Below are 13,358 nucleotides of genomic sequence, written 5' to 3'. Positions count from 1 at the left end.
AAGGTAGGGTCACGATTGCAGATGAATTGAGCCGAGAACGGCGACTGCCGCGGCCGGCGCCGCCTTGGCGGCTGCTTCACGGACATTGTCGCTCGCCGGTATCAATGTGCCAAAATCAAGATAGGGCCGGTTTAATCGGTTGGCCAATGCAGCGACCTGCGGACGGCCGATCCCTGCACCCACCACGGGGGCGGAGCCATCAGGTCCAAGTATTTGTGCAACACGAAAAGCACCGTCGTGGATCATGCGTAGCTGGTGCTCGCTGAACCAACGTGCAATCTCCATCCATTCTTGATCATCGAGATCGCTTCGATCCCGTCCAACCATTCTGGCTATGCGCTCCATGGAGTCCGCCAGGGTTTTCGGTCGACGATCGGCAGACGGATATTTGTCATCCGTCTCTTCAAGAGTGCCCAGAATGCGGCCAATGTCGGCGGTGTTGGCGAAATATTCATTCATCAGGGGTGTCATGGCACCGCGCACGGGAACCAGCGCTGCTATGCCGATGAGTGCCGAACGGGAAAATCCAGTGTAGACCAGCTCGCCGCTGAGCAGTCTCTCGGCATCCGTATAGCCAATATTGGCCAGTTCAGAATTTTTAAATGCCAGAATATCCGTTGTCGTTGAGCCCATATCAACAAACAGGCCATTACCGGCCAACTTTGCGGTGAGCGAGGATGTGGCGTGCCAGTTGGCTGAAGCAATGTCGCCGCCCAGTTTGCGCGCGGCGCTGATTGAGCAGAAGTTCGCGCGGCCAGCGTAAATCAGTGTGTTGTTGCTACCAAACTCTTCTTCGATAAAATCAAGCAAGGCTGCGATGCCCGCATCCCGCGAAGCGAACGTATCGGAAAGTTCACCAGTCATAGTAAAGATGTTGAACACATCTTTTTGCGGTACAGGTTGGATTGCACGCAGGGCATTGCGCGTTTGATCCAATCCCAGCCACAGAGGTGTTTTGAAAATTTCAGCCGAAACGATCATGCCGTTTTCGCACCGCGCCATCTTGAGATGCGCACCGCCAATATCCCAACCATTGATCAGGGGCTTTCTTTCGTTGGCAAATCGGGATTTCATGGACAGACTGTTCCTTGGATTCTTAACGTGCATATCATTCCAGTACTCGACATTAAAGATGGGTTTGTTGTTCGTGCTCGCATGGGTGAGCGCGAATGCTATCGCCCGATTGAGACACCCTTGAGTCAAACGGCCCGGCTGCCGGATGTCGCCAACGGCTTGCGGACAGTCCATCCATTCGAAGCATTTTATATTGCCGACCTCGACGCAATTTTGCACCGTGACTCAACAGAGACCGTCTTGGCCAGGATTGAGCCTCTCCTCGACAGCTACAAAATATGGCTCGATGCCGGTTTTTCGCAGTTGCATCAGTTTGAGACAATTTTGGCCAAGAGGGGTATCTGCCCCGTTCTTGGGTCTGAATCTCAGCAAGATGCATCCGTGCTTCGAGCTTTGCGCAACCACGCACAATTGGTTCTGTCGCTGGATTTTCGCGGTGATGAGTTTATCGGACCTTCATCTATTCTTGAAAGCAATTTAGACTGGCCCGAGCGCATTATCGTTATGACCCTTCGGCGCATTGGAGCCGGTATCGGGCCGGATTTCGACCGGCTAAAAGCAATCAAACAACGAGCCGACGGGCGCATTGTCATGGCTGCAGGTGGTATCCGAAATATCCACGATCTCGAGCGCCTGGAGGAGATCGGCATTTCCGGCGCGCTCGTAGCGACATCACTGCACGATGGAACATTGAACCGGCAGGCGATTGCCAGTCTCCTCCAGTGATTATAGTCAGACAAGGATTGGGAAGAAATTGCCATTTCCCCCCAATCTTCAGTTCAAAAACCCAGACGTTTTGCCAACCGGCGCAACAGGCCATCGGTTTCGACAGAGGGCGAACTCTGTGCGGGGTTGTCTCGTGTCTAAGCGCTGAATGGATGCTTGACTGAATCGCGGGCTGCAGTTGCTTCCGCCGCTGTAGGCTTGCCGGTCACCGCCCTTTCGATGGCTTCCTTGGTCGCGCGATAGTTAAAGTCCTGGATTTTGGCATCATCCTCTGCTTCCCAGTGAATGAAGACGCCAACGCAGATAAAGACATCATCGGCTTCGTCAGCCGGGATTGTGCCATCGGCAACACTGTCCTGAACAGCCTTCGCCACAGCATGCTGTGCGGGACCGAACATCTGGACAGCCTGCTTTGCTCCTTTAATGGTCACCTTGTTGAACAGGATCGTGTTCGGTTTGCAGGCCATATTGGGCGCTATGACCGCAAGAAGAGACGTAAACCCGTCCTTGTTGTTGGTCAGAGCATTGCAGAATGCTGTTTCAACTGCGCTGCCACGCGGCCCGATCAACAGATCGATATGCGCAACTTCATTCCCATCGCCAATCAGCGATTCGCCAACCATAACTTTATTGATTTTTGCCACGGCCAAATTCCTCCCTAAACCGTTTCCAAAAGGTATGTCCACAGACGCCGTACACTCGAGACACGACTCTCGATGGACAGCTATCCTTGTTCACAGCACCCTTGGATGGGGTCGGTTGGCCAGATAGCAGCGGATGAAATCCGCTGCTTAAATTCAAGCATTAACATGGCCATTATGCAAGAGCCAGTTGAGTTTGAATGCAAAAAGGCATGCCACGGTCAGGTCTGCCGATGTTCCAGGATTGACGTTTGCAGCCTTTAGCCTGGCATCAAAGGAAAGGAGCAGTTTTTCACGCTCCCTGCCATCTCGAATGCCCCGTACTTTATCCAGGATTTGCCGCGCTTCATTTCTCGTCTGTTCAGCGATTGCGACACTGTGCTTGCGAACGATGTGACTGTCCACAAAGTTTGAAAGGAAATGAAGGTAGACAAAAACGGTCGGCCACATGTGCTGCTCACCACAGTCCATTGCAGCCATATGTGCCCGAAGCCCTCCATCAAGAATGTCGGAAAAATCGGTCACATATTGCCGAGCGATCATGTCGCGGTCCGCAGCAGCTCCCATTGCTTCCAGCAGTGATACGTCGGGCGCATCGTTGACATCGTGCTCGGGCGCTGAACCAAGCCCGCCCGGGCGCGCATGCACAATGGCGGCAAATATATTGCGGGCGTCCTCTGTACCCAGGCTTTGCAGGGTCGCCTTTATCCCGGTTTCAAGGTCGCCTGCCGACATTTCAGCAGTTTTCGCCAAAGGCGCACAAAGGAGAAGAATTCCAAGATTGGTGTTCGTACCGACCTTGAGCGACGTCGCCTTGACGGCATCCAGAATCCGCTTTCCAACGGAAAGGGCGCGATTGGATATCGGGGCTGCAGACACTTGTGCACTGGCCAGGAATTGCTGGGCAGTCATACGGTGGCCATCGGCAAAACGATGCACATTGCCTGGCTTCAGAGCCTCGATTTCCTGATAGCACGCATAGATGTAGGCTCGCCTGACCTGTTGCCTCGTCAAAGTCACGCCGCAGGTCTTTCGGATAAACCTGGCGCAATCATGGAGACAAGGGCATCCGCAATGCTTTCCGCGATCCGTATAGGAACGACAGACTGCAATCCGGTCCAGGCGGGCATGCTGTTCACCTCGAGAATGAGAAGCCTGCCATCCGATGCCGGAATAATGTCAACTCCGGCAAAGTCGGTCCCGATGGCGGCAGAGGCGGCAAGAGCCAGCTTTTCCAACTCCGCCCGCAATGGCCCGACGACAGTCTGTCCTTTCCCACCCTTGGCGATATTGGTTATCCAGCCTTCGGCGCGGCGTTCCATCATGCCGAGCACCTTGCCGGCACAAGTGAAAACCCGGTAATCGCAGTAAGGTGCACCCGATCGTGCCACGAAACGCTGCAGATAATAGACATCGTCAATTTCTTCCGGATCGGGCAGATCGTCAATGTTTTGAATAAGCCGGATTCCGCGCCCCTGCGAGCCGAAAAGCGGTTTGAGCACCAGTGGTCCCTTGGTCAGCTCGCGCACTGCCACGGCCCTGGCATTGGCGAGGCTTTCCACGGCAAAGGTTTCGGGAGTTGGCAAGCCAGCCTGTGTGAGAAAGAATGTGGTCGTGGATTTGTCGACGCATCGCTCGACGGCTTTTGCCGAATTCCACACGGGCACGCCGAGATGAGCGAGCGCATGCAAAACGCCAAGCCTGCGGGTGATTGCTTCAAATGTTCCTGAAGAAATCGAACGCACAATAGAAGCATCCGGCAGAACGCCATTCATGCCAGGGATCGCAATGCCGGAGGGGTAGCGGCTGTCAAAGCCGATATCCGAAAGCGGATAGGTCAAAACGGTTATGCCACGCTTACGCAGTGCCGTCCGGAGTTCCCTGACTTGCCGGTCGATCCGGTCGGAAAGAATGAGTATCGTTTCTGCCATGATCTTCTGCCCTAACCCAGTGACCGCTCGAGCATTTTTTGGTGGATGCTGCCGTTACGGAAGGTATCGCCCGTTTCAATCGCCGTGACAATGACCCGGGCAGGACTGAAAAGACGCGGGTCTATGGCATAAAAGTCTCCTTTGAACTTCTTGAATGTATCGGCGAATGGCTCGCCGTGATCGTGCGAGGTATGGCTGGGCAGCTGTTCGGCCAGTTGACGGGCAGCGTTCGCATCACCTTTCACGAACAATTGCACGGTTCCGCCATAGATGATCGCATCATTCGTCCTACCCATGGCCGTCAGGAAATCCGGATGCGGGGCAGGAATGGGGGCTGTACCAATACCGTCGACAATATCATTCAAGGCAAACCCCAGATCATGCGCTTTGTGCATGGCAACTTCGAGCACACGGCCAACGATCTGCACGGCCCCCGTAAGGCTTTGCGTTGGAGCATAGATGAACGTCAGCCCATCGGGGGCAATGCCCGTTGCCTTGGAAACCTTGTCGACAACAGCAGGGGGTGGGGGTTTTGCCGTCTCCAGGATGACAACCGAAGCTTTTGCATCGGGTTCGCGATAATCGATTTCCCGGAATAGTGGCTCGACACGCGCCAGTGCACGCGCCGGACCAGAACCCATGGCGAAATATTCTTCATGCGAGAGATTCCACCCCGCATACTGGCTCGCAAGGCATGCAAGGACGGGTTGTGACGAGCGCACTGTAAGAGCGTACGGCCACGGGTCATTGTTCATCACCGTTGATACCGTGCCGAGCCCGCCCAAACAGATTTCGATAATACGCAACCCGGCCTCAATGCCACCTTGGCAGTTTGCCCCCGCATCTATCAGCTGCTCGCCGAGACTGCCGCGGCTATGTAAAATACCCAGCCTAGAAGCGTCCTCAATCATCCTGATGGTCAGCTGTTGCGCGCTGTGATTCAAATAGGCATGGCCATTTTTCATCGATATTCCTCCCTCCAGTTAACCGCAATCTGTTTGATGCGGTCCTTCACGGCTTTCATCGCTGCAGAAGCGGAGGGAGCCGTGGCAAAGACTGTACAAATGGGATCGCCCGCCTGCAGTGCGGTCCCCGATATCTGATGATCGGCCGTGAAAACTGGCCAGTTGACATCGGGAAACGATCCTAACGCCTTGTCGGCATAGGCGATCCCCGATGCACTGGAACCTGCATAGGACGGAATCTGAATATCCGATCCAATCGTCGCGCGCATATGCTCCAAAAGGAGCGGCGTCTCTTCACAGTCGAAAATATCAAGCGTTGCTCCCGGGCGCGGATTGATTTCAATGAGATGCAAATCCCGATCATCGATGAAGTCGGCGCTGCACAATCCAACGAGACCGGTTATCTCAACCAGGGCATTGAGCCAGGTTTCAATCAGAGCCGCTTTTTTTCTGTCGTAACGGCCGAGCCGGACCGCCCCACCATACCGAAAGGGAGTTTGACTGGTTGGAGAGACCCATTGGCGGCTGAACCCGATCATGTTGGCTCTTTTGCGATCAGCCAGAAACAATGCCGAAAGGTTTCTGCCGGATATAAATCGCTGATAGTAATGCTGCCGACCGATGGAGCTGTCGCACGCCTGCCTGACATGAGAGCCGCCTGCGGCGCCTGAGCGCTTTACCAGCCAATTTTTCAGATCGTTGGGAGCTTCAAAAGCAATTGCCGGATGCGGAATGCCGATTTGGCGGCATAACCGTTGCAGATTGACCGGATCTTTTACCGCTCGGATGGTCTGCGCACTGTTTCCGGCAACGGCAAATCTGCGCGATATCGCTTCGATCACGCCCGGGTTAGCCTCGAATCCGGAACCGTAGATGAGTGCAACCGGCATTTCGTCGCCCGCCAGTTCTTTCAACGCTTCAAGAAGCGCCACTTCCCCGATTCCATCCTGCAAGCTTCCAGAAAGCTTGATCGCCCGCTCGGCAAGAGCCAGAGTATCGCTGTCGTTGAAGAGATCGGCCACCAAAGGCCGCAGCCCCGCTCGCCGCGCTGCTGCAGCCAGAGCACGTCCCGAAACAGCGGCAATCAGAACCGCGCTATTTGGCAAGATCGCGAGCAAGGGTGAACGCATCCCGGAAATCATAGATGACAGGTTTCTTCGCCCTGATCATCTGTTCGAACAAACCAGCTTGAGTCTTGTATTTGATGTTGCCGATCGAGAGTGCACCAATGCCGACGGCATTGGTCGCATTGAGTGGCTCGCCATTTGCGTTGACCTTCAGGCCTTCAATGCCTGCCGGAGGGACAGCATTTACATCTGCCGCCACAAGAAGCGCAGTTGCTGCCTTCAACTGCGTCATTGATAGGACTTGCACACCAGCCTTTGCCGCCGCCAAGACGACTTGCGCCTCCTGCAGGATTGATTTCTTATGGGGCTCCGTCGAACCGTCGACTGGATCCACTGTGACATTGAACCTGGCTTTCATGGAGGCGGCGAGCGTCTTCACGCGTTCCATTCCATCGTGCCCAACGATCGTGACCTTTGCACCGTGTTCCGCCGCGATAACGGCTGTACAGTATCCGACAACGCCAGTTGCACCAAAGATCGCAATTCTTGTGTCTTTCAATTTGCGGTCATGATATTTCGCCAGCGCTTTTTCAACCTTGGCAACCATAGCTGCTGCGGTGGTAAAGGACCCAGCTGGATCGGCAAACACCGAGATGGCAAAGGGCGGAACCATTGCTTTTCTTGCCGCGTTGAGCATGTCGAGCGCCACCGGCGCATCTTTGCCGGCTAAAAATATGCCTGTCGCGACGCCGGCATCGGGAGGACGGGAGAAGATAGCGTCCTGAACAAGATTTCCGACATCAGCAAGAGTAACATCGGTATAGGCCATCACTGAGTCATAACCTGCGTCGAGCGCCATATTGACGTCAAATGGGCTCATTTGCCGGAGAGGTGTCAGCATGTGGAGGATGGTTTTGCGGCTCAATTTTCCGTTCCTTAACAATGGTGGTGCCCATGGTTCAGGGTCAGTTTACATCTTAGGCTCTGGCGAGGTTCAAGAGCGTATGGGTTATCTCGGCGCCCGCATTTCTGCCCGCCACGATCTGGATTTTTGCCCCGGCGTCGGGAGTGATGCTGTTTACGATATGCTCTGCTTGCTTCTGCGAAGCGGCAAAGGCAAAACCTGTCGGCCCCCACGAGCTTTGACCAATCCCGGTTGCACCAGCCTGTGCCAGCCGGCGAATTGTGGCTTCAACACTTCTGCTGGTAAAGATGCCACCCTGCGCAGGAGCGAAATATCTTCCGATTTCATCCTGAATGGCCTGAACGGCCTGTCCGAAAAGTGGAAGGTTCCTTTCCATCAGCGCGGGCATTAAACTCATGACGACATGGCGACAGATCAAAGCTGATATCTCCACGGGAAACGGAGGGAGCGCCTTGAATGCTTCGATTTCCTCCTGGCCGTGAATACCCTGCGTCGAGGTGTCGAATACGAGAATGACCCGCCATGTTTCGGGGAAGGCAATGCGGGAGATGACTGTTGGCGCTGCGCTTCCATGTCCCCTGCCTGCGTCGATGATGACGCCCCCTTCATTGAAAGCTGCAATTCCTATTCCCGAACGTGAACCGCGCCCGAGCAGTATTGCATCGTTCACGATATCGGGTTCGAAATGGTGCAACGTGCGCAGTGCAGCCGAAATGGCAAGCGCAATTTGGGTGCCAGACCCCAATCCGATATGACTGGGGATGGTACGATGGACTATTACATGATGATGAGCCGCTATGCCAAGATGATTGCAAAATGTTGTCATGTGCTGTGCCACCCGGATCGCCTCGGCACCGTGAATTTCCGGCTTTGACGCCCGCGCAATGGTCACAACGGTGGCGATATCCTCTATAGGCAAGCCAACACTGCCAAAGCGGTCACCGCTCGCGCGCGGAATATCGAGGAAGCCGAGATGAAGACGGGCAGGGACTTTGATCGTGACGGATTCCGACATTTGCTTAATTTACACAATCTCAAAATCGGGCCCTGCAATATATGATATCGTCTTTCCAACAAGGTGCAAGTGTGTTGAACGAACAATCGGGAGGATCGACGATGACGAAAGAAACAGACAGTTTAGGCCCCAAGGAAACAGTTTATTCCGAAAGCGAGATTATGGCGCGTCTTGCAAGGGATCTGCCGCGTTGGCGTTACGAGAATGGTTGGATACGCAGAAAGTATAAGACTCATAGCTGGAAATCCACGCTCATGGTGATCAATACAGTTGGTCATCTTGCAGAAGCCGCCTGGCATCACCCCGATCTGAAGGCATCCTATGCCTGGGTTGAAGTACTTTTGCAAAATCACGAGGCCAAGGGCATCACCGACAAGGATTTTGAACTTGCGATGAAGATCGAGGCGGTTGTGCAATGGCAACCAGGCAAAGAAGGGGGAGCCCTTGAAGGCACGCCTCCTGCCGATCAGCGCTTTGCCTATGTCAAGTACGACTAATTCGCAGATTTTCTGTACAGGCAGGGTTCACATTCGCAAAAAACCAGATAAGGTTTTAGCCAGGCACCAGAAAGTAGCGGAACATGTCGGTTGCATGGATTGGCAGCCAGCCGGTATCATTGATGGATGCTGTTCGGAAGGCTAGCGGCCTCCTGAAAGCCAGCCGCTGTCCGGTTTTTACCATTGATGCTGATGTACACGGCACACGCAGCGCCATTGCGCTGGCCGAGCGTGTCGGCGCTCCTTATGACCATCCTCTGGGTCAGACCCTGTCAAGGGAAGTTGCTCTGTTCACCGATCATGGTGGCATGTTTACCACGGCGGGTGAAGCACGTAACCGTTCGGACGTTATCGTGCTCGTGGGCGATATTCCTCCGCACCATGGCGGACTTTTGCTGGACTGGGCAAGTACGCAACCCCGTTCGGATAAACTCAAAAAACGCAGCTGGTTTCACATTCGCGGCAGTGAATATTCCGGCGCCCCGAAACTGGCGGTGAGGGCAGTGCAGGTTGGCGGAGACGACCTTTCTCTGGGTAATGTCCTTGCTGTTGTGCGCGCGACCCTGCAGGGACGGCAGACACTCTCCTCCTTGACGAACATTGATCGGCTGCTGAAAAGCCTTTCGGCGGCCCGGTTCCCGGTTTTCGTTTTCTCTGGTGCATCCGGGCAGATGCCTGACCTGATCATGCTACAGGAAATGGTTGCGGACCTGAACAAGAAGGGCCGTGCCAGCAGTGTGTTTCTGCCCGCTGATGAAGCTGCCTGGGGAATGGCGTTGACATCATTATGGATGACGGGATTTCCACCCAGAACAGGATTCACCGATAGCCTCCCAAGCTATGACCCAGTAAGATGGGACATTCAGCGCATGATCCGGGACAAGGAGCCCGATCTTCATGTCTGGATGTCTACGAGAGGCGGCCAGCCGCCTTCCAAGGGCACGCGATTGTCTTTGATTGCACTGGAGAGAACGGCGGTCCCGGTGCAGGGGACAGCGGTGACAATCGCTGTCGGCCAGGCCGGGCTCGATCATGACGGAGTTTGTTATTCCAGCAGGACCGGCACGTTCCGCGCGGTGCAAGCCGCTGAGCCGTCGCAATTGCCCAGCCTGTCTAGTGTTGTCAGACAATTGGCTGTGGCTCTGCCAGGACGAAAGGCTCTTGTATGCTGATTAAACTGACAGGTGGGGAAGTTATCGATCCCGTAAACGGAAAAACCCGCACTCGGGATATCTGGATCAGGGATGGGCTGTTGATCAATGCGCCACCGGGTGAAACTGCAGATCAAACGCATGATGTCTCGCAGTGCATTGTCATGGCGGGAGCCATAGACATTCATTCGCATATCGGTGGCGGCAATGTGAATACTGCCCGGCTGCTTTTGCCAGAGCATCACGCCGCACACCAGAGGCGGCCGGCAGCTACGCCGCTTTCCAATGCCGGATGGTCGACGTTTCGAACTGGATGCCTTTATGCGCAGATGGGATTTACGACGGTCGTTGAGCCTGCAATGGCACCTTCTTCAGCGCTGCATACGCATCTTGAGCTCGCCGATATTCCCATCATAGACAAGGCAACACTGGCAATACTCGGAAATGATGATTTCAGTCTTTCACTGCTCCGGGACAACACATCGTCAGCAATGCTGGATGATTATGTGGCATGGATTGTCGGCTCCAGCTGCGCTCTAGGGGTAAAGGTCATAAATGCTGGAGCAGCAGCGGCCTTCAAGGAGAATGTCAGATCGTTTTCCCTGGACGATGAGGTCCCCGAATATGGTGTGACTTCACGCAAGATCGTCAAATCGCTTCAAGCTTCGGTAACGCGCCTGGGCATTCCCCATCCACTGCATGTGCACGCCAATAATTTGGGCATTGCGGGGAGTGCCGATACGGCTGCGGCGACCATCGAAGCCAGTGAAGGCATACCGCTTCATCTGGCCCATTTGCAGTTCTACAGCTACGGGACCGAAGGGAAGCGGAAATTTTCATCGGAAGCGTCACGCCTGGCCGCGGCCGTCAATGGCAATCGCGACGTGACAATTGACATTGGTCAGGTCATGTTCGGGCAGACCGTCACCATATCGTCCGATGTCATGCGGCAGTTTTCAGCCATAGGCAATGCGAGCCCGAAGAAGTTCGTCATCTTCGATGGGGATGGCAATGGCGGTGGTGGAATTGTTCCCTATCGCTATAAGCAGGATTATTATGGCTCGTTACAATGGGCCATCGGTCTTGAACTTTTTCTGCTGATCAATGACCCTTGGCGGGTATTCTTTACCACGGACCATCCAAACGGTGCTCCCTTCACGGCCTATCCGGAATTGTTCGAGCTGCTGATGAGCAGTGCAGCCCGTGATGAGCAATCCGCCAAGCTGAATGCAAGCGCGCTGGAATTAACGACACTCGCATCAATCCGGCGGGAATACACATTTGATGAGATTGCCATAATGACACGCGCTGCACCAGCCAAACTGCTGGGCCTGAAAGATCGAGGTCATCTCGGCGCCGGCGCGATTGCAGATATCGCCGTCTACCGCAAGGGCAGGGACGTGGCCAAAATGTTCCGGGAAGCAGCACTGGTGTTCAAGAACGGCGACCTTGTGGTCAAGAACGGAAAAGTAACCAATTATCGTTGGGGCAAGACTCTGCGGCTCAATCCCCCGGCCGATAAGGCAATCGTGAAACGCATGAAGGCATACCACGAGGAGCGCTATGGCCTGCCGCTTGATTGGTTCACTTTCCCTGACTCCTCCATCCAGAGGGACGAACCATTCGGAGAGGTTCCATGCAACAGCTGATCCGCAATGGTGTTCTGATAGACGATACATTTGCCGAAGCCTTTGGCATGCGTGCGACCGCCATCATCATTACGGCGCCCTCGCTGAAATGGGCACGGCAGGCGGCCATCACCATGACCGGCTTTGCAACTTCGGTAATCGGGTGCGGTTGCGAGGCAGCGATCGATGTGGAGTTGCCAGCGTCGCAAACGCCTGATGGCCGCCCCGGCTGCCGGGTGATGATCTTCGCCATGGGTACGGATGAATTGCAAAAACAGTTGAAAAACCGTCTCGGCCAATGCGTGCTGACCTCGCCTGGCAGCGCCTGTTTCGCCGATCTTGAAGGCACGGCGTCCCTCAATCTCGGCAATGCGTTGCGGTATTTCGGCGACGGTTGGCAGATATCGAAGAAATTCGGCGGAAAACACTATTGGCGTGTTCCCGTCATGGATGGAGAATTTCTTTGCGAAGCCACCACAGGTCTCAGTAAGCTTGCAGTCGGGGGCGGCAATTTGCTGTTTCTCGCTGCCGACAGCGAAAAGGCGCTGAATGCGGCCGAGCATGCCGTGGCAGCCATCGCGAGAATCCCCGGGGCGATCATGCCATTTCCAGGCGGCGTTGTCCGATCGGGCTCCAAGATCGGCGCTAAATATAAGGGCGTGATGGCCTCGACCAACGAAGCCTTCGCCCCGACATTGCGCGGTGTAGTCGACAGTGCACTTACGCCTGAGATCAATTCGGTTCTGGAAGTCGTTATCGATGGTGAAACAGAGGAGACTGTTGCGGCCGCCATGCGGGCCGGCATAAAAGCCGCCATTTCGCTTGGCCCGAAAAAGGGCGCTCTGCGGATCAGTGCGGGAAATTACGGCGGCAAGCTTGGGAAATTTCATTATCATCTGAAGGATTTGCTCCCATGAAAGCGCTTACCTTCGCAATTCTCTCCGAGCCGGAAGAGCGCCTTGACCTTTCACCGCTGACACCTTCGAGGCTTGCCGGACTCTCTCAGGTTCAAATTGCGAAGCTGCGAATTGGAACCAGTTCTCACCCGGTTATGGTCGGCGATGTATTCAATGTTTCAGGCACCGATTTACATTCGATCGTTTTTGAAGGGAGTACCAAACGTTTCGATAGAGTTGGTGCCGGGCTGACAGCAGGATCGATTCGTGTGGATGGCGATGTCGGCAGGGAGGCAGGCAGGAAAATGTCGGGAGGCTCCCTGACTATCCAAGGTAGTGCCGACGATCATGCAGGTTCAGGCATGATTGATGGTCGCATAGAGATCAAGGGCAATACGGGAAGCTATCTGGGTGGGCCACTTGCAGGCGAAATGGTCGGAATGAGTGGCGGATTGCTGATCGTACGCGGCAAGGCGTCGGATTATGCGGGTGACCGTCTGCGGCGCGGTATCATCGCAATAGGTAAAGGCTGCGGTGGCTATGCTGGATACCGCATGATTGCCGGAACAATTGCCATTGCCGGACGTGTTGGGGCTGTTCCCGGCTATTTGATGAAACGTGGTTCGATTCTGTTTGACCGCCACCCCACCGAACTTTCGCCAACCTTCGTGCCATGCGGAGAACCGGATATCGCCTTCTCCAGCCTATTTGACCGGTTTCTCATGCGTGAGAAAATTATGAACCGGCCATTGCTGGGGGATAGACCGGGCAGATATGGCGGCGACAATGCGGTCTTGGGCAAAGGCGAGATTCTGTTCCGTCGGAAATTTTAGGGCACTGCA

The 13,358-nt window shown here is 54.8% G+C and carries 14 protein-coding genes; 6 read left to right on the top strand and 8 right to left on the bottom strand.

Annotated features, from left to right (window positions below):
- Positions 1-9: 9 nt before the first annotated feature.
- Positions 10-1,074, bottom strand: coding sequence for a hydantoinase/oxoprolinase family protein (locus tag V9K95_RS18515; protein WP_336441652.1), 1,065 nt, complete (start codon positions 1,072-1,074; stop codon positions 10-12).
- A gap of 27 nt (positions 1,075-1,101) precedes the next feature.
- On the opposite strand from V9K95_RS18515, the gene V9K95_RS18510 reads away from it, so the two are divergent.
- Complete coding sequence (locus V9K95_RS18510; RefSeq protein ID WP_336441653.1) at positions 1,102-1,800, top strand: HisA/HisF-related TIM barrel protein; 699 nt, start codon at positions 1,102-1,104, stop codon at positions 1,798-1,800.
- A 137-nt stretch (positions 1,801-1,937) separates the two neighbouring features.
- On the opposite strand, the gene fae is transcribed toward V9K95_RS18510, so the two are convergent.
- The 7 genes from fae to V9K95_RS18475 form a co-directional block, all read right to left on the bottom strand.
- Positions 1,938-2,444, bottom strand: a complete 507-nt coding sequence (gene fae, locus V9K95_RS18505; protein ID WP_115054086.1) for a formaldehyde-activating enzyme — start codon at positions 2,442-2,444, stop codon at positions 1,938-1,940.
- A gap of 153 nt (positions 2,445-2,597) precedes the next feature.
- Positions 2,598-3,461 (bottom strand): triphosphoribosyl-dephospho-CoA synthase, encoded by an 864-nt coding sequence (locus V9K95_RS18500; protein WP_336441654.1) that lies wholly within the window; start codon positions 3,459-3,461, stop codon positions 2,598-2,600.
- Positions 3,458-4,372, bottom strand: a complete 915-nt coding sequence (locus V9K95_RS18495) for an ATP-grasp domain-containing protein (protein ID WP_336441655.1) — start codon at positions 4,370-4,372, stop codon at positions 3,458-3,460. The genes V9K95_RS18500 and V9K95_RS18495 overlap by 4 nt, the downstream gene beginning before the upstream one ends.
- Before the next feature lie 11 nt (positions 4,373-4,383).
- Positions 4,384-5,337 carry a methenyltetrahydromethanopterin cyclohydrolase gene (gene mch, locus V9K95_RS18490; protein ID WP_336441656.1) on the bottom strand — a complete coding sequence of 318 codons (954 nt, stop codon included), beginning with the start codon at positions 5,335-5,337 and terminating at the stop codon, positions 4,384-4,386.
- Entirely contained in the window at positions 5,334-6,467 is a 1,134-nt protein-coding gene (locus tag V9K95_RS18485) for an ATP-grasp domain-containing protein (RefSeq protein WP_336441657.1), read from the bottom strand. The genes mch and V9K95_RS18485 overlap by 4 nt, the downstream gene beginning before the upstream one ends.
- Positions 6,433-7,329, bottom strand: coding sequence for an NAD(P)-dependent methylenetetrahydromethanopterin dehydrogenase (locus V9K95_RS18480; protein WP_336441658.1), 897 nt, complete (start codon positions 7,327-7,329; stop codon positions 6,433-6,435). Before V9K95_RS18480 ends, V9K95_RS18485 begins: the two co-directional genes overlap by 35 nt.
- A 52-nt stretch (positions 7,330-7,381) precedes the next feature.
- Entirely contained in the window at positions 7,382-8,344 is a 963-nt protein-coding gene (locus tag V9K95_RS18475) for a beta-ribofuranosylaminobenzene 5'-phosphate synthase family protein (RefSeq protein WP_336441659.1), read from the bottom strand.
- A gap of 101 nt (positions 8,345-8,445) precedes the next feature.
- Here V9K95_RS18475 and V9K95_RS18470 point away from each other — a divergent pair, with 101 nt between their 5' ends.
- The 5 genes from V9K95_RS18470 (at position 8,446) to V9K95_RS18450 (ending at position 13,349) form a co-directional block, all read left to right on the top strand.
- Entirely contained in the window at positions 8,446-8,841 is a 396-nt protein-coding gene (locus V9K95_RS18470; RefSeq protein WP_115053888.1) for a 4a-hydroxytetrahydrobiopterin dehydratase, read from the top strand.
- 83 nt (positions 8,842-8,924) lie between these two features.
- Positions 8,925-10,013 (top strand): tungsten formylmethanofuran dehydrogenase, encoded by a 1,089-nt coding sequence (locus V9K95_RS18465; protein WP_336441660.1) that lies wholly within the window; start codon positions 8,925-8,927, stop codon positions 10,011-10,013.
- Positions 10,007-11,641 carry a formylmethanofuran dehydrogenase subunit A gene (locus V9K95_RS18460; RefSeq protein ID WP_336441661.1) on the top strand — a complete coding sequence of 545 codons (1,635 nt, stop codon included), beginning with the start codon at positions 10,007-10,009 and terminating at the stop codon, positions 11,639-11,641. Before V9K95_RS18465 ends, V9K95_RS18460 begins: the two co-directional genes overlap by 7 nt.
- A complete protein-coding gene (gene fhcD, locus V9K95_RS18455; RefSeq protein WP_336441662.1) occupies positions 11,629-12,537 on the top strand; it encodes a formylmethanofuran--tetrahydromethanopterin N-formyltransferase in 909 nt (302 codons plus the stop codon). Before V9K95_RS18460 ends, fhcD begins: the two co-directional genes overlap by 13 nt.
- On the top strand, positions 12,534-13,349 hold the full coding sequence (locus V9K95_RS18450; RefSeq protein WP_115053884.1) for a formylmethanofuran dehydrogenase subunit C: 816 nt from the start codon (positions 12,534-12,536) through the stop codon (positions 13,347-13,349). The genes fhcD and V9K95_RS18450 overlap by 4 nt, the downstream gene beginning before the upstream one ends.
- Positions 13,350-13,358: the final 9 nt, after the last annotated feature.

This window comes from Phyllobacterium sp. CCNWLW183 (assembly GCF_037203775.1).
GTDB classification, from domain to species: Bacteria; Pseudomonadota; Alphaproteobacteria; order Rhizobiales; family Rhizobiaceae; genus Phyllobacterium; species Phyllobacterium ifriqiyense.
Note: the sequence above shows the minus strand (reverse complement) of the source record. Positions and strands in the feature narration are given on the sequence as shown.